Source organism: Bacillus sp. JCM 19034, from assembly GCF_001310635.1.
Lineage (GTDB): Bacteria > Bacillota > Bacilli > Bacillales > Bacillaceae_D > Halalkalibacter.
In genome coordinates this window covers 507,062-522,692 of record NZ_BAXR01000002.1, presented here as the reverse complement: position 1 = coordinate 522,692, position 15,631 = coordinate 507,062, and the positions used below count along the sequence as shown (strand labels likewise).

Annotated in this window: 17 protein-coding genes, 1 tRNA gene and 1 pseudogene; 10 read left to right on the top strand and 9 right to left on the bottom strand. The window is 36.0% G+C overall.

The window, feature by feature from the left end; all coding sequences use genetic code 11:
• Nucleotides 1–297: 297 nt before the first annotated feature.
• Entirely contained in the window at nucleotides 298–1,323 is a 1,026-nt protein-coding gene (gene comGB, locus JCM19034_RS06075; protein ID WP_062048106.1) for a competence type IV pilus assembly protein ComGB, read from the bottom strand.
• Entirely contained in the window at nucleotides 1,320–2,357 is a 1,038-nt protein-coding gene (locus JCM19034_RS06070; protein ID WP_062048104.1) for an ATPase, T2SS/T4P/T4SS family, read from the bottom strand. Before JCM19034_RS06070 ends, comGB begins: the two co-directional genes overlap by 4 nt.
• Nucleotides 2,358–2,474: 117 nt before the next feature.
• Between JCM19034_RS06070 and JCM19034_RS06065 the strand changes: the two genes are divergently transcribed.
• The 4 genes and pseudogenes from JCM19034_RS06065 to JCM19034_RS06055 form a co-directional block, all read left to right on the top strand.
• Nucleotides 2,475–2,546: transfer RNA gene (locus tag JCM19034_RS06065), tRNA-Gln, on the top strand.
• 136 nt (nucleotides 2,547–2,682) lie between these two features.
• Nucleotides 2,683–4,221 (top strand): ATP-dependent helicase, encoded by a 1,539-nt coding sequence (locus JCM19034_RS23975; protein WP_269431663.1) that lies wholly within the window; start codon nucleotides 2,683–2,685, stop codon nucleotides 4,219–4,221.
• Nucleotides 4,222–4,252: 31 nt separating this feature from the next.
• Complete coding sequence (locus JCM19034_RS23970) at nucleotides 4,253–5,002, top strand: 3'-5' exonuclease (RefSeq protein WP_269431662.1); 750 nt, start codon at nucleotides 4,253–4,255, stop codon at nucleotides 5,000–5,002.
• 1 nt (nucleotide 5,003) lies between these two features.
• Nucleotides 5,004–5,644: pseudogene (locus JCM19034_RS06055) on the top strand (HD domain-containing protein); the annotation flags it as partial.
• 70 nt (nucleotides 5,645–5,714) lie between these two features.
• On the opposite strand, the gene JCM19034_RS06050 reads toward JCM19034_RS06055, so the two are convergent.
• Nucleotides 5,715–6,083, bottom strand: coding sequence for a hypothetical protein (locus tag JCM19034_RS06050; protein ID WP_062048103.1), 369 nt, complete (start codon nucleotides 6,081–6,083; stop codon nucleotides 5,715–5,717).
• A 154-nt stretch (nucleotides 6,084–6,237) separates the two neighbouring features.
• Between JCM19034_RS06050 and JCM19034_RS06045 the strand changes: the two genes are divergently transcribed.
• Nucleotides 6,238–6,525 carry a hypothetical protein gene (locus JCM19034_RS06045; protein WP_062048101.1) on the top strand — a complete coding sequence of 96 codons (288 nt, stop codon included), beginning with the start codon at nucleotides 6,238–6,240 and terminating at the stop codon, nucleotides 6,523–6,525.
• Between the two features lie 52 nt (nucleotides 6,526–6,577).
• Here JCM19034_RS06045 and fabI read toward each other — a convergent pair whose 3' ends face one another.
• The gene (fabI, locus tag JCM19034_RS06040; protein ID WP_197276354.1) at nucleotides 6,578–7,354 is read right to left on the bottom strand and encodes an enoyl-ACP reductase FabI; all 777 of its coding nucleotides are present in this window, start codon (nucleotides 7,352–7,354) and stop codon (nucleotides 6,578–6,580) included.
• A gap of 219 nt (nucleotides 7,355–7,573) precedes the next feature.
• Entirely contained in the window at nucleotides 7,574–9,631 is a 2,058-nt protein-coding gene (locus JCM19034_RS06035) for a cation:proton antiporter (protein WP_062048096.1), read from the bottom strand.
• A 179-nt stretch (nucleotides 9,632–9,810) separates the two neighbouring features.
• Here JCM19034_RS06035 and prpE point away from each other — a divergent pair, with 179 nt between their 5' ends.
• Both prpE and JCM19034_RS06025 read left to right on the top strand, forming a co-directional pair.
• On the top strand, nucleotides 9,811–10,554 hold the full coding sequence (gene prpE, locus JCM19034_RS06030) for a bis(5'-nucleosyl)-tetraphosphatase PrpE (protein ID WP_062048094.1): 744 nt from the start codon (nucleotides 9,811–9,813) through the stop codon (nucleotides 10,552–10,554).
• A gap of 16 nt (nucleotides 10,555–10,570) precedes the next feature.
• Nucleotides 10,571–11,002, top strand: a complete 432-nt coding sequence (locus JCM19034_RS06025) for a hypothetical protein (protein ID WP_062048092.1) — start codon at nucleotides 10,571–10,573, stop codon at nucleotides 11,000–11,002.
• A gap of 138 nt (nucleotides 11,003–11,140) precedes the next feature.
• Here the strand turns inward: JCM19034_RS06025 and JCM19034_RS06020 are convergent, their stop codons facing one another.
• The 4 genes from JCM19034_RS06020 to JCM19034_RS06005 form a co-directional block, all read right to left on the bottom strand.
• Entirely contained in the window at nucleotides 11,141–12,046 is a 906-nt protein-coding gene (locus JCM19034_RS06020; protein WP_062048090.1) for an RluA family pseudouridine synthase, read from the bottom strand.
• Nucleotides 12,039–12,830, bottom strand: a complete 792-nt coding sequence (locus JCM19034_RS06015) for an NAD kinase (protein WP_062048087.1) — start codon at nucleotides 12,828–12,830, stop codon at nucleotides 12,039–12,041. The genes JCM19034_RS06020 and JCM19034_RS06015 overlap by 8 nt, the downstream gene beginning before the upstream one ends.
• A gap of 19 nt (nucleotides 12,831–12,849) precedes the next feature.
• The gene (locus JCM19034_RS06010) at nucleotides 12,850–13,482 is read right to left on the bottom strand and encodes a GTP pyrophosphokinase family protein (RefSeq protein ID WP_062048083.1); all 633 of its coding nucleotides are present in this window, start codon (nucleotides 13,480–13,482) and stop codon (nucleotides 12,850–12,852) included.
• A 216-nt stretch (nucleotides 13,483–13,698) separates the two neighbouring features.
• The gene (locus JCM19034_RS06005) at nucleotides 13,699–14,082 is read right to left on the bottom strand and encodes a hypothetical protein (RefSeq protein WP_062048081.1); all 384 of its coding nucleotides are present in this window, start codon (nucleotides 14,080–14,082) and stop codon (nucleotides 13,699–13,701) included.
• Nucleotides 14,083–14,245: 163 nt separating this feature from the next.
• On the opposite strand from JCM19034_RS06005, the gene JCM19034_RS23965 reads away from it, so the two are divergent.
• From JCM19034_RS23965 to JCM19034_RS20875, 3 genes are all read left to right on the top strand, one after another.
• A complete protein-coding gene (locus tag JCM19034_RS23965) occupies nucleotides 14,246–14,617 on the top strand; it encodes a CYTH domain-containing protein (protein WP_062048079.1) in 372 nt (123 codons plus the stop codon).
• The gene (locus tag JCM19034_RS23960; RefSeq protein WP_082393776.1) at nucleotides 14,532–14,834 is read left to right on the top strand and encodes a CYTH domain-containing protein; all 303 of its coding nucleotides are present in this window, start codon (nucleotides 14,532–14,534) and stop codon (nucleotides 14,832–14,834) included. The genes JCM19034_RS23965 and JCM19034_RS23960 overlap by 86 nt, the downstream gene beginning before the upstream one ends.
• A 66-nt stretch (nucleotides 14,835–14,900) precedes the next feature.
• Complete coding sequence (locus JCM19034_RS20875) at nucleotides 14,901–15,533, top strand: lytic transglycosylase domain-containing protein (RefSeq protein WP_082393774.1); 633 nt, start codon at nucleotides 14,901–14,903, stop codon at nucleotides 15,531–15,533.
• The last annotated feature ends 98 nt before the right edge of the window (nucleotides 15,534–15,631 follow it).

Below are 15,631 nucleotides of genomic sequence, written 5' to 3'. Positions count from 1 at the left end.
GTGCAGTTGTCGTTTTTAGCGACTTCCCTAATATAACACGTCACAAAACCAAAGTCAACATTTTTTTGATCTTCAAATGTTCTTTTATTGCGACAAGAAATAATATAACATAATGACATTATTAAATGCAAGTATTTTTTTTTAATGTTTTTAAAAAATAAACTACCCTAACATTCAATCATAATAACAAAAGGTATGACAGTTATCTCCTCTCATACCTTTCGTAAATTATTCAACTAACCTTTTATCTTTTCTTATCCATATTAAAACTCAATCAATATCGATCTATATTATACGTTACATGATATTCATCATTTCATAAACAGGTAACAACGTTGCTATAAAAAGGAGTAGGACAATAACTCCAACGACCATGAACATGATCGGTTGAATTCTCCGTAACCATTTTTGAATGATTCGTTCTAATTCAGTATAAAGAATATGACTATAATGTAATAAATCAGTTGCGATATAGCCTGTTCGCAACCCATTTGCAATCACCGCACTAAACTCTTTTTCGTATAAATGAGATTCTTTTACCAGCTCCGCTAGCGGAAATCCTGAACGTAATCCATCCAATAATCGTTTACCTTCCACTTGTAAAAAAGCTACGTATGGTTGCTCTTCTATTTGTTGAAGTGCTAATTGAATGGTCATACCTGCAGAGAGCATTCTTCCTAATTGTAATGAGAAAAAATACGTTATCACTATTCGTAACGTTCGTCCGATTAAAGGATATTTTATAAAATGAGTGATCCTTTCAATCGGGCTTAACGTTTTTAAACGAGAGGCATATACGAGGAACATTAATATACTACACACAAAACATATAAGTAAAAAAAGAGGAGCCACGTTTATATATTCTATAAAGGTATAGGTGAAATGAGTAGAGGTGGTTGTCATCATCGCTGAAAAATTTGGTAAAACGAAGGCGTACAGCATACTTAATAGTAAGCCACTAAAAATTAGAAGAAAGACTGGATAGGTTATTAACTTTATAAGCTCATTTTTCCATTTAAGTTGTTGTCTTAAGTAATGACTTGCTTCTAAAAACCCCTTAGCTAACTTTCCTTGCTTTTCATAAAAGTATAGAAAAAGAATAGTACTTTTTGGTATCCCTTCAATATCAAAACTTTGGTGAACGGTATAACCTTCTTTTAATGAATGCATGATCCGTTTTATTTTCTCACCCCAGTTGTCTGATGCATATTGAGTAACAAATGCCAAACTAACATCTAAAGGATAACCAACTTTTAATAAAGAGCCTATTCGGTGAATATGATCAATCATTTCATCATTTACAATCATTTTTCTCTTTTTCATTTTAAACATCTCCATAATTCATCATCATTTATATAACCTAAAGCCCATCCTTTTTTTGCTTGTTGCCTCATCTGATTTATTCGCATGGCATGACCGTTAATCAAATCCATCAGCTCTCTTTGTTTAGCAATATCAAATAAAGCTTTTCTTAATGGCTTCTTGCAAGTGCATGTATATTCACCGTCATTAAAGCAAATTGGACAATGTAGTCGGACAAGCTGTTGAATAATTATCATTTTGCAACATTCAAGCAAATCAGATTTCTTAACACCTAAATTAAGTAGTCGTAAAAGAGTTGTTTTCATATCACTCGCATGTACGGTTGCTAACACAAGATGTCCTGTTAAAGCAGCGCGAATAGCTAGAGCTGCTGTCACTTCATCTCTAATTTCTCCGATAAGTAGCACGTCAGGATCATGACGTAAAGCAGCACGTAACGATGCATCAAATGTTAGTCCCGTTTGTTCACTTACTTCAACTTGGACAATATCATTAATTGGAATCTCAATAGGGTCTTCAATTGAAATAATCGACTTACTCCCATTCAAAAGAAGCTCCTTAATGATAGCGTATAATGTTGTTGTTTTTCCTGAACCAGTCGAGCCTGCAAAAAGACATAAACCATTTTGGAATGTAGGAATTTCTGTTAGCGGTATTGAAAATTGAGGAATGAGGGCTAGTGTTGAAAGAGAATACGTTAAATGATGAGGTAAGATGCGAATAACTAAACCTTCTGTTTGTTTATTAGGTAACGTTGATAATCTGAGGGAATAGAATAAAGAATTTTGCTGATGGATAATCGACATACTTTGAGGCTTACGTTGTTCTCCGAGATTCATACCTGATCGATATTTCAAATGACTTATTAAACGTTCTCCTAAACGGATCGGAAGTTCACGCCATTTATTGAACACCCCGCTACTTCGGTAAAAAAATGTACAATTGTTACTATTAATCATAATATGAATATCGGTAGCCTTTTTAGTTATCGCTTCATTTATTAAAGAGAGGCAATACGATTCAATATCTTCCAACAACCATCACTCCTTTTTATATGATATAGTCTAAAGTATTTTTCGACTTTCTAAAAAAAATCCTTCTTTTTTGAATAATTCTTTTTTCGTGTCACATACTATGTTTAGTTACGACGTTGGGCTATAGCCAAGTGGTAAGGCAACGGACTTTGACTTCGTGATTCGTTGGTTCGAATCCAACTAGCCCAGTCACCTCCCATAAAAGAACGATCCTATGAACAGGTTCGTTCTTTTTGTTTTAAAAAAAAACAGTAATAATTCATTTACGTTTCGTACTTTTTTGCTACGATAGAGTATAGAAGGTTTGAGAGGAGAATTTAAAAGAATGAACGTCGCACTTTATCAAGGAGAAATTATCTCCTTATCTACATATGAACGCGAGCAATTACAAGCTCTATACCATACTAGCGTGAACAATAAAGTAACATGCATCCATTGCCATACCCCAATGAAATTACAGATAAGCATAATGGAACCGCCAACTTTCTTACATCCAAATGCAACAAATCAATGTTATGAAGCTGCAAAAATGATGGAAAATAAAATTCTAGAAGAACCAATAAAACATGCTGGAGCGTTTAAATTACCTAAAAAACGATCAATAAATGAGCAGCAAAAACGTAATGTCGCTCAACTATGGAGAGAACCTGAATATGTCAATGCAATTCCTCCTTTCCAGCATTCATCGGCAACACAGCGTGACAATCTATCAAACTATCGACAAAAACTATTAGATCACGGTATTCAATTTGATGATGCTCAATGGGAGGCTGTGACAACAACGGAAGGGGCTCTAATTATTTTAGCTGGTGCCGGAAGTGGAAAAACGCGTGTACTAACTGCTCGAGCCGCATATATGTTAACCGAACTTCACTATTCACCGAAGAAATTAATTATGGTGACATTCACAGCTAAAGCAGCAAATGAGATGAAAGAGCGGATGGCAACTTATCCGAATATGACGAAATCTTTATTAAACCAGTTGATGATCGGTACATTTCATCGCATTTTTTATAAAATTTTACAACATCATGAACGTGAAAAATGGAATTCAACTTCTTTACTAAATAAGGACTGGCAAAAACAGGCAATTCTGAAAACAGCCGGACGTGAAATTGATATTGATGAAAAAGACTTCGCCTATGATCAAGCACTAACACAAATAAGTTGGTGGAAAAATCATATGCAATCTCCAAGTGAAGTACAAGCAAAAAACCCTTGGGAGGAAAAAACACTTTATCTTTATAAACGTTATGAACAAATAAAAACAGAAAATCGTACCTTTGATTTCGATGATATGCTGCTCGGAGCCTATGATTTATTTCAAAAGCAACCAACCATTTTAAGCCGTTATCAACAGAGATTTTCTTATGTTTTTGTTGATGAATTTCAAGATACTAATAAAATCCAATATGAGCTTATTTCGATGTTAACAAAATCGAAAAATCTCTGTGTCGTCGGTGATGATGATCAATCTATATATGCTTTTCGTGGAAGTGATCCTACTTACATGCTTAAGTTTCGTCAATCGTATCCTGAAGCGAGGATGATCGTACTCAATCAAAATTATCGTTCAACTCATGAAATTGTATCTGTCGCTAATAACATGATTATCTCTAATCGAACTAGGTTGCCAAAAGAGCTCATCGCCCAAGATCAATCAAATATAAGACCTCTCTTGTTTTTTCCTTTTAATGAAGAAGAAGAAGCGTCAATGATTGTTAATGAAATAAAACAAAAAATTGGAAATGGCAGTCAACCAAAAGATTTCGCCATTCTATTTCGTACGAATACAACTGCACGTGCGATCACTGAGAGATTTATCCAATCTAGTATCCCAATTTCAATTAGAAATGGATGGTGAATCCTTTTATAAACGGAGAACAATTCGCAAAGTGCTCGCGTACTTCAGACTAGCTCTAGATGAGAATAATACAAAAGCACTTGAGGATCTTGTCAGTGCACTATTTTTAAAGCAACAGGCTATTGGCGACGTGAAAGCAATTAGTATTACAGAAGATTGTTCACTTGTTCATGCACTAGCTAAATTATCAGGGTTACAACCGTTTCAGCAGCGTAAACTGCAGTCACTTCCTACTAAATTTAAACAGTTAAAACACCTTACCCCATCCAAAGCAATTGATTTCTTGGAGCGAGAAATGGGGTTAGCCGATTATGTAAAAAAGCAAGGTAATGAAGGGAACAAAATGGAACGTGGTTCAGATGACGTGAAAGACTTAAAAGAAATTGCCAAGCAACATGAAACATTGCCAGATTTCTTACAATATATCGATCATATGACTGCTAAATATGATGAAATCCGTTCACAGCCAACACTTCCAAACGCTGTTCAATTGTTAACGATTCACCGTTCTAAAGGATTAGAATTCGAACATGTTTATATAATTGGGGCTGTAGAAGGCGGTATACCACATGACTATGCACTAGAAGCGTTGCGAGAAGGTGATAAACAACCTTTAGAGGAAGAAAGAAGGTTAATGTATGTAGCTGTTACGCGGGCGATTAAGTCAATTTCGATTTCTATTCCGACAAAAAGAAGAGGAAAGCAAGTGCAACGTTCAAGATTTGTGAGGGAAATGAATCAGCTCGCCACGAAAAAAGTAATAGGAGGAGTAACGACATGATAGAAAATACAATTGTGAAAAAACAGAAGAATGGGTCAAATGTAAATTAGAGAACGATTCATCCGGTCACGACTGGTATCATATTAAACGAGTGACTAATATGGCCATCGAAATTGCTCAAATAGAAGGTGGCAATATATTCGTCATTACGTTAGCGGCCCTTCTTCATGATGTTATTGACGATAAAATTGTTGTGAGTGAAGAAGAAGGCATAATAGAAGTGAGAGAATGGTTATCGGCAAATAATGTGTTAGAGCAAGACATCCAATCGATCCTATCAATCATAACCACAATCTCATTTAAAGGAGGTAATAATGCACCTGTGACTTCGCTTGAAGCACAAATCGTCCAAGATGCTGACCGCCTTGATGCAATTGGTGCGATTGGTGTTGCCCGAACCTTTATGTATGCTGGTAACAAAGGTCACCAAATGCATGATCCTACAGCCGAATACAGGGAATCAATGACATTAGAAGAGTATCGGCAAAGACCATCAAGTGCGATTGGACATTTTTATGAGAAGCTCCTTAACTGAAAGACCTTATGAATACGACAGAAGGAAAAAAACGAGCTCTTTTACGTCACGAATTTATGTTGCACTATTTGAAACAATTTAATCAAGAGTGGGAAGCTTCAAACTAGCTTACTACGTTATAAGGCCCTAAAGACGTCTTTCTCCTTTAGGGCTTTATTTGAATCATGCTGGATTTACCTATTCCTTTATTTTCGCTGATTGAATCTCTTTTATCGAAAAGCTAATCCTTTCATTCGAACTCGGATCAACCTGACAAAAAACGAGATCTCCTTCTAATGAGATTGTTCCAACGTACATAGCATCGGCTACTTGCAATTCAACTTGCTTTTTTTCTTTACTTTGTTCCTTTAATAAACTTTCTAACGAAGCATTGTTTATTCCAGAGAGGTCTACACTATAATGCTCCCCTTCCATTAAATCTCCATCAACATCGTTGTCCTGTTCTAGTTCATCATATTTTGTATAGACAAATTCTTGACTAGGTGGATCAACTTCTGCTTCCTTTTTCTGATAAATATACAGTAAAGGGAATGCACGTTTTGTCATGTTTGGACTCCTTCCAGTTATCAAGTTATTACACTATACGAAAGAAATAAGCGAGTTATGTTACTTTTTCAACCGACTTGACTAACTTTTACTTCTCGAACGATCTATTTGGACATATATATAGATAGATATTTAATAGAAAGTGTGGTGTATTATGAACAAACACAATTTAATAGAAGCATTTGACCAGTTGAAAGAGGCAATTAAATCATATGAACGAAATAAAGAAAAAAGCCATGACCTAAAAACAGTTAAACAAATGAAAATCTTTATTAAAGAAAAAGAACACTTTATCATGGATGAAGAAAATCATTCTCTTTTACCAGGACAATCCGTTTCGTTATATTACAAACGCAAACCTATCTCACACATAGATTATTTTCATCTTAAACCACAGCCATTCAATCAATGGATTGCTAGAGGTGTGTGGAAAAAAACATAAACCAAAAAGGTGTTTGTTACGAATAATAGTAACAACACCTACGCTTTAGGCATTATAGTGAAACGATATTATAACCGCTATCTACGTGAAGAATCTCGCCTGTAATCCCTCTCGACCAATCACTCATTAAAAATAACGCCGTATCTCCAACCTCTTCTTGAGTAGTTGTCCGACGAAGGGGAGCACGTTCTTCAATTTCTTTTAATACATCGTTGAAGCCACCAATTCCTTTTGCAGCAAGTGTACGAATAGGACCTGCTGAAATGGCATTTACACGAATATTTTCTTTACCTAAATCATTAGCTAAATATTTCACACTTGCATCAAGAGATGCTTTCGCTACTCCCATTACATTGTAATTTTTAACGACTTTTTCTCCACCTAAGTACGTTAATGTTAAAATACTTCCACCTTCTGAAAGCACTGGACGAGCTGCTTTAACAACAGCTGTTAATGAATAAGCACTAATATTATGTGCCAGCAAAAAGCCATCACGGGTCGTATTCAAATACTCACCTTCAAGCTCCTCTTTATTTGCAAACGCAATACAATGAGCAATCCCATGAATAGTGCCAACTTCTTCTTTAATTTGCGAAAAGGTTTTCTCAATTTCAGCATCATCTGTTACATCACAAGGTAAAATAAGGTGATCTGAGCGCTCCAATGTTTCTGCTAAACTGCGGACATTCTTCTCTAAACGCTCACCTGCATATGTAAAAATTAGTCTAGCCCCAGCTTTCGCGAGCGATTGAGCAATGCCCCAAGCGATACTACGCTTATTCGCTACTCCCATTACAACAAATGTGCGGTCTTCTAAAGAAAATTGAATCATTTTATCTCCTCCGTTATTAGTTGTTCTTAATACCTAGTACTAATAAGTATAGCAGATATTAAGATAGAATTATACACTTCACTTATAGTTGTAATGAATTCAGCTTCCCATTCCTGCGAAGTGTGTCCAAATACAGATAAAAGCTGTCCAAATTAGTCAAAAGAAGACCTTTTTCGGACAGCCTATGGTACATATCATCAAAGCTTCTCTGTAATATTAATCATATGATTTGTTGGAAAGAAACGTTTTCGGCACATCCAATCCTCTCGTTCCACGGGAGCTAACCTTATTCTCTTCTGTTGGATACACCATAATAAAGCTTTTTGATGTAGCATTAGCTAAAACTCGCGGTAAGAGTTCAAGTTGCGGATGCCAAGCAATCGTCCCTCTTCTCGCACTGAAGACGATAACGATATCATCTTTTTTTAATTTAGGTAAGTACTCTTCATTCCATTCATGCCACGACTCAAGCTTCGTTATCGTTACTTGAGCATCTGGCTTCACTTTTTGAAATCCTTTTTGATAAGGCTGAACTTCATCTTTCATCACATAGACAGCAATGGTTGCACCAATTTGATTAGCCATCCGCTTGGCAACTTTGATCGGTTCATAAAAGCCTATTTTATGATCAAAGCCAGAAGGTATTAATATGACAATTCGTTTCGTCGTGTTGAGTGGCTGCTCTAATTTCGATACTAAAACCATTTGTGAAGTACGCTCTAGAAGTTGATCGAGTACGCCACCAAATATTTTCTGAGGTGTTGACAGTTTACCATTCCAACCTATGACAACATTTGTGATTCGTGTGTCTTCAATTGCTCTAACAATTCCAGTTGCAATGTTTGGATCAACACGTGTTAACATGTGGATCGGTACTTCAGCCCCTGCAGCATATTGTACAGCATGACCTAATAGCTTTTCTGCTTCAACCACTTGAGACGATGAATCTTCATCACTACTTCTTGCAACCGACAATGTATACAGCGACTCTGATGTTGATTCCCTCACGATAAATGCTAAATCCATGAGTGACTCTAACGTATGAGGGTTCGCTATGGGGATCATCACACGTTGTGGTGCATTGGTTGGTTCATAAGGCATTTGTGATTCTTTTAAAACGAGACGACGAGCATACTTTTCTACTAAATAAGGTCCAATCATACATGTAACTAAAATCATAACAATTACAGCGTTTACAGTCGCTTTATCAAATAACCCAAGATCGAAACCAACAAGCGTCGCAGCAAGGGTTGCAGCAGCTTGCGGAATCGTTAACCCAAACATTAACCACAACTCCTCATTTGAGTAACGATAAATTTTCTTTGTAATCCATGCAGCACCAAACTTTCCAGCAATAACTAGTGTTATGACAAGAGACGCAATGATCCATGCATTTGGGTCAAGAAACAAAACTCTTAAATCCATTAACATACCGACAGATAAGAGGAAAAACGGGATAAAAATTGCATTTCCGATAAATTTAATTCGATTCATTAGTGGACTTTGCTCAAAAATAAACCGATTTAAAGCTAGACCTGCTAAAAAAGCTCCAATAATTGGTTCGAGACCAGCCACTGTAGCAAAATAAGCCGAAACGAACAAAACCGTCATGACAAAAACAAACTCTAACGTTCCTTCACTGCCATAAGAGCGGAAGAAAAACTTAGCGATAATCGGGATGATAAGGAAAATTGCCGCAACGTAAATAGCCATTGAAAGTAAGAGAGTTAACCAAAATTCAACGGTTAAAGCATCTTGTGTTGATCCGGCTACTACAGCTAATATTAATAATGCGAGCGTGTCAGTTATAATACTCCCGCCCACTGCCATCGTAACTGATTTATTTTTCGCCACTCCTAAACGACTCGCAATCGGATAAGCTAATAACGTATGTGAGCCAAGTAAGGAACCAAGTAATATAGCAGCTGCTAACGGATAACCATAGTATAATATCGCAATACACCCTAATATAAATGGTAAATTAAACGAAAGAAAACCAAACGTTAAACTACGTTTACGATATTTTTTAAATCCTTCTAAATCAATTTCCAAACCGGCAATAAAGATTATATACAATAAACCGACCGTGCCTAATAAGACAATCGTTGGATCACGGTCTAATATACCGATGCCATTGGGACCAACAATAACTCCTGCAAAAATAAGCCCAATAATACCAGGTATACGAAGTTTTCTCATGATAATAGGGGCAATTAAAAAAATCGCCATCGCTATTGCAAATATTAACACTGGGTTTGTTACAGGCTCTAACATGTTGTCATAACCCTCCTTTATTCTACTCTATTGTATATATCATCTAACATGATCAAATCTTGAATGATTAGAAATTTACAGGTATTTGCACACTTATAAACAGATAGGCTATGATGGTTATTAAGAATTTCTTATGGTACGTTTTCTATTCACGTAAATTCATATCATTGGAGGCTCACATGAATATTGATATTATCGGTGATATCCACGGCTGCTACAATGAATTAATCCTATTAATAAAGAAATTAGGTTATGAACAAGAACAAAATGGCTTTGTACATAAAACAGAATCACGAAAGTTAGCATTTGTTGGGGATCTAACTGATCGTGGTCCACGATCGCTTGATGTTATCCGTTTAGTCTATGAGCTTGTCCAACAAGATCAAGCTTACTATGTACCTGGGAATCATTGTGACAAGCTCTACCGTTATTTTATTGGCCGCAATGTCCAAATCAAGCACGGGCTTGAAACAACGGTAGCAGAGCTTAACGCATTAACCAAATTCGAATTTCAACAAATTAAGAAACAATTTATGCAATTAGTTGATCAATCTCCACTTTATCATATACTAGACAAAAGTAGGCTCATTATTGCTCATGCAGGAATTCGCACAAGTGATATCGGTAAACGAAATAAGAGAATAAAATCTTTTGTTTTATATGGCGATATTACTGGTGAGACAAATCCTGATGGAACTCCAGTACGGCGAGATTGGGCATTGCACCACCACGGAAGTGAATGGATCGTCTACGGCCATACCCCGACAAAGGAAGTACGGTTTTTCAACCATACTGTCAATCTTGATACAGGATGTGTATTCGGTGGTGCCCTTTCTGCATTACGATACCCAGAAATGGAGGTTGTTCAAGTTCCATCCGAACAGCCTTTCCAAAAAGAAAAATTTAGAACATTTGATACTTAGAAATAGAGGTGTTTGCATGAAACGAGCGTTAATCTTTAGCCTGCTAAGCTTTTTCCTAGCAGGATGTGGACCACAATTATCAATAGTCATTGACAATGAACAGACACGAATCTTTCTAAATGAGGAAGAGACTCGCTTTAGTATGTATGTGCGCTTTGAAAACGATGGTCAGCTACCAAGCCCTGAACTATATGCAATCTTTGCTTTCTCGGATTCTATACAAGAAAAGCTAGGTGGTCAGGAATCATTGCTTTTTGCCAATCGTGACGGTGAACCAGAATTTTTTCAAATTGATGGCGGGAAAAGCTATGCGATTTCCTCAGATATTATTGAAGTTGACTCGATTACGACAAATGAATTAAAAAATCAAATTACAGTTAAACTATATAACACGGATGATGAACTCCTTGCTGAACAAGTCATCGAAACAATTGAAATAACAGAATGAGATAAACTCGGAGCCATTTTACATATTTTACGCCCCCACATTATTTTCGAGAAAATCGCAGTTTTATCTCGAAAATATCGTGTGGAGGCGGGTCTCTTTCCAAAATCCTACTTCTCCTACTTAGACTAGCCTTATTTTCTAAGAAAAGTCGGTAGATATAAGACTTGCCAAATCTTCCGATAATGGTGAATGAACCTCAACTTCCTTACCCGTAAATGGATGGAGAAATGTCACTTTACTACAGTGAAGTGCCTGACGTAGAATCAAATCCTTCGATCCTCCATATAAATCATCCCCTAATAACGGATGACCTATATAAGAAAAATGAACTCGGATTTGATGGGTTCTTCCTGTCTCTAATCGGATTGAAAGTAACGTATAGTGAGGTTTATGCATGATTACTTCATAATGGGTAATTGCCCTTTTACCGTTTTTCGTCACCGTACGCGTAATGATACTATCAGTAGAACGTCCAATAGGTGCATCAATCGTTCCCTTTCGTTGGTTTACATGTCCTTGAACAATTGCATGATAATTACGTTTTACTTTTCCTTCTTGTTGAAGTGTTGATAATCGATCATGAGCAAAACGATGTTTAGCTATAATTAAAAGCCCTGAAGTATCACGATCCAAACGATTAACTGCATGAAAAGTTGTTGTTAAACCAATACGATCATAATAACCTAATACAGCATTGGCTAATGAGCCGTTTGGATGTTCTCTTGAAGGAATCGTTGACATTCCAGCCATTTTGTCAATAACGATAAAATGATCATCTTCAAATACAATTGAAAGCGGAATATGCTCCACATCCAGTGCCCCACTTCGACGTTCAGCAGGTAAACCAACAGTCACAATGTCACCACATTGCAACGGTGAACGGACTGTTGTTTCAATCCCATTCACCGTAATTAATCCTCCATTAAATTTTATATCAGCTAACCCTTTTTTCGACATTTGACAGTCTTCTCTTAAAAATTGACGTAATACTTTCTGATGGTGCCGCTCCACTTTCCACGTAAACGTTACAACAAACTTACTCACGTATAAACGACTCCTTCACTCTTTTCCAGAAAGGAAACGGACGAAAGCGAGCAAAGCGAATTTTTTCATCGGCTACTCGGCATTGTAGTGAGTGAATATGACGATAATCAAGTGTGTAATGATCAATTGTTACTTGCACTTCTATTTCATTCAACGGTCGTAATAAGCAAACATGGTGTTTAGGCAAAACAAGAGGAGAACCAATTGTTCGATAAACACGATTATTGATAGAAGCCATTTCTGAAATTTGAATCGAAGCTAGAGACGGATGGAGAATTGCACCACCAAGAGCTTTATTATAAGCTGTACTACCCGAAGGTGTTGAAATACAAAGTCCGTCCCCTCGAAATACTTCGAATGTATCGCCTTTAATTTCGACATTACTTACGATCGAACCACCTAACCCTTTAATTGTCGATTCATTTAATGCTAAATGACGCTCATTTTCTCGTTCATTTTGATAAATAATCACTTCAAGCAAAGGGTATTCAACAACTTGAAAAGGATTATAAACAATTTCTTCAATTAGACGGTCAACTTCAGAAGGCACCCAATCCGCATAAAATCCTAAATGACCTGTATGTATACCAACAAAGGCTGTTTCCTCAAGGCGGTTCGAGTAATCGTGGAATGCTTGCAATAATGTGCCATCGCCACCAATCGTAATGACAAGCTTAGGCATATTTTCATCGTACTCGAGCTGGTGTTTTTCTAACTGTTCAATTATTTTCTTTTGTAAATCGTTTGATAGGTCATCTCCTCTTGAGGTTACAGCAAATTTCATTATTTACCCTCCCAATTGGCTACATTTTTCCACTTTGCTCTTGCTTTGCAGTGAGAATTTCTTGAGCATCTCGAACTTCATCCCGAATAATAGATACTTCTTCATCTAATAGAAAAGCCGCTTCAGCAGCCCTCTGCAGTCTCATTTTTATATCTTCAGGGATTTCTCCACTGTACTTATAATTTAATGAATGTTCAATTGTTGCCCAAAAATTCATTGCTAGTGTACGGATTTGTAATTCAACAAGTACTTTCTTTTCACCAGCAATCGTTTGAACTGGATAACGAATAACTAAATGATAAGATCGATAACCACTAGGCTTTTTATGATTAATATAATCTCTTTCTTCGACAATTTCAAAGTCTTTTCGACTTCGAATTAACGATAACACCTTTTCTATATCTTCTACAAATTGTGTCACAATGCGGAGTCCCGCTAAATCTTGCATTTCTACTTCAAGCCGATCCAGAGGTATATTTTTCCGTTCTGCCTTATCAAGTATGCTCATAACTGGTTTTACACGACCAGTTACAAATTCTATAGGTGTATGCTTTGAAGTTTGCTGATATTGTTGACGTATCCCTCTCAATTTTACTTTTAATTCTTCAACCGCCTGCTTATAAGGAGTTAAGAAAATTGTCCAGTTAATCATCTAATCACCATCCATTTCGCTACTTCTTCGATGATTAAGAAACATAAAAACTACTAGGTAGCATTTCATTAAGACAGACATAATAACTTATAGACTTCGCTCCTATGTAGACCCTTGATATTCCAAATATTTGATAAATCATTCTTAAAAAAGTAAATCCAGAAATGCTCCCAACATTGCAGTTAATTAAAAAGCTTCTAAATCAATCGAAATGACTCATTCGTTATCTAAAAACATATATCTAACAGCTTCTTCCATTTCTACACCGTAATTTCCGTTACCTTCAATATTTGATACTAAGTATTCTAATTCATCAACAAACTTCGTTAGTTCCAATTTAACTTTTTCATGAAGATGTACAATACATCGGTGTTCTTGCTTCCTTAATTTATTCAACGATTCCCAAATTGGTTTAGCGAAAGCCAAATAATAATAGCCCTCTTCATTCTCTAGAATATAAAGAAACTCAAGCTGATCTGAATCGACCAACATCCGCTCTCCAGGGTTCAAATCCTTTGCTAAGCTTAATTCAATTGGTTCATCTATTAAAACAACAGTAGGTTCTCCAACTTCAACTGCAGTAACATATATTTTTTTCATCTATGTAACCTCCATTACACCAACATTCATTCTTGTATTACACTATTCTTTACATTAATAGTGTACCATAATCCGTTTTTATTCGATATGAAATGTCTATTTGATACCTGTCTTTAATCTATGAGATACTATAGATAAGTAAATAGATAGAGGGCGTGTCAAAATGAACCAAGAGATTGAAATTGAAGTAAAATCAATGCTTACATATGAAAATTTCAATAAACTATTGCACTTTTTTAATGTACAAAATGACCGGCTAGTCTCTCAGCACAATCATTATATTGAAACAACTTCTTTTTCATTAAAGGAGAAGGGAGCAGGTCTTCGTGTACGTGAAAAAGAAAACAATTATACATTTACGTTAAAACAACCACATTATATTGGGAAGCTTGAAACCCATCAAAAATTAACTAAAAATGAGTGGTTACAAATAAAAACACGAACAACAAATACCAGATGGAGATGTAAAAAAACAGCTTATTACATTAGAAATTCCACTTTTAGAGCTTCGATATGTAGGAACCTTGACAACTGATCGAATTGAAATTGCTTATAACGATGGGACTATTTGTTTAGATCGGAGTAGCTACTTTAACCATGTTGATTACGAAATTGAATTTGAAGGAAAAAACGATGAGCATGCAAAAACTACGTTATATGATTTACTTGGAAAATGTGATATTGAACCGGTCCCGACCGAAAATAAAGTCAAAAGATTTTTCAGACAAAAAGAGATTAACGAACGTCAATAATTCGTTGCCGATGGGACAATGATTTGATATGATCAAAATAAGTACCTATACTGAAGGAGGGATATAATGAACATATCATCCTACTTACCTTTACAACCATTATCAACAAATGCACAAGCAACAAAAATACAACCTACTATTATGCAATCATATTTTTCTACTTTTTTAGCGGAACAAATGGAACGGCTGCAGATGGAATCAAATCTTAAAACACAGCAACGGGGATTATTTTTAGACCCTACTTTAAATGAAATCAAACACAAAACATCAACAGTTTTACCAGCTATAGAAAATAGAAATAAACCAACTACTGTGGATAATAGTGAAATCCAAATTTCCATAGATCGAGCAGCCCAAAAATATCAATTGGATCCTAAGCTTATTTATGCGGTCATTAAACATGAATCTAATTTTAATCCAAAAGCGGTTAGCCCTGCAGGTGCAGCGGGACTTATGCAATTAATGCCAGCGACAGCTAAGATGCTTAACGTGAATAATGTTTTTGATCCTACTGAAAATATTGAAGGCGGTGCTAAATACTTACGTCAAATGCTGGATCGCTATAACGGAAATGTTCAGCTAGCTTTGGCAGCTTATAATGCAGGACCAGGTAATGTAGATAAGTACGGTGGTATTCCACCATTTAAGGAAACAGAAAGCTATGTCCCACGTGTATTTAATACGTATTTAACACTATAATACATACATTCAATAATAGTTATAGGATTTGTCGTAAAAGGAACATCCCCTTGTACGACAAATCCTTTTTTTGATTGTAAACAGTTTATTTGCTGTAA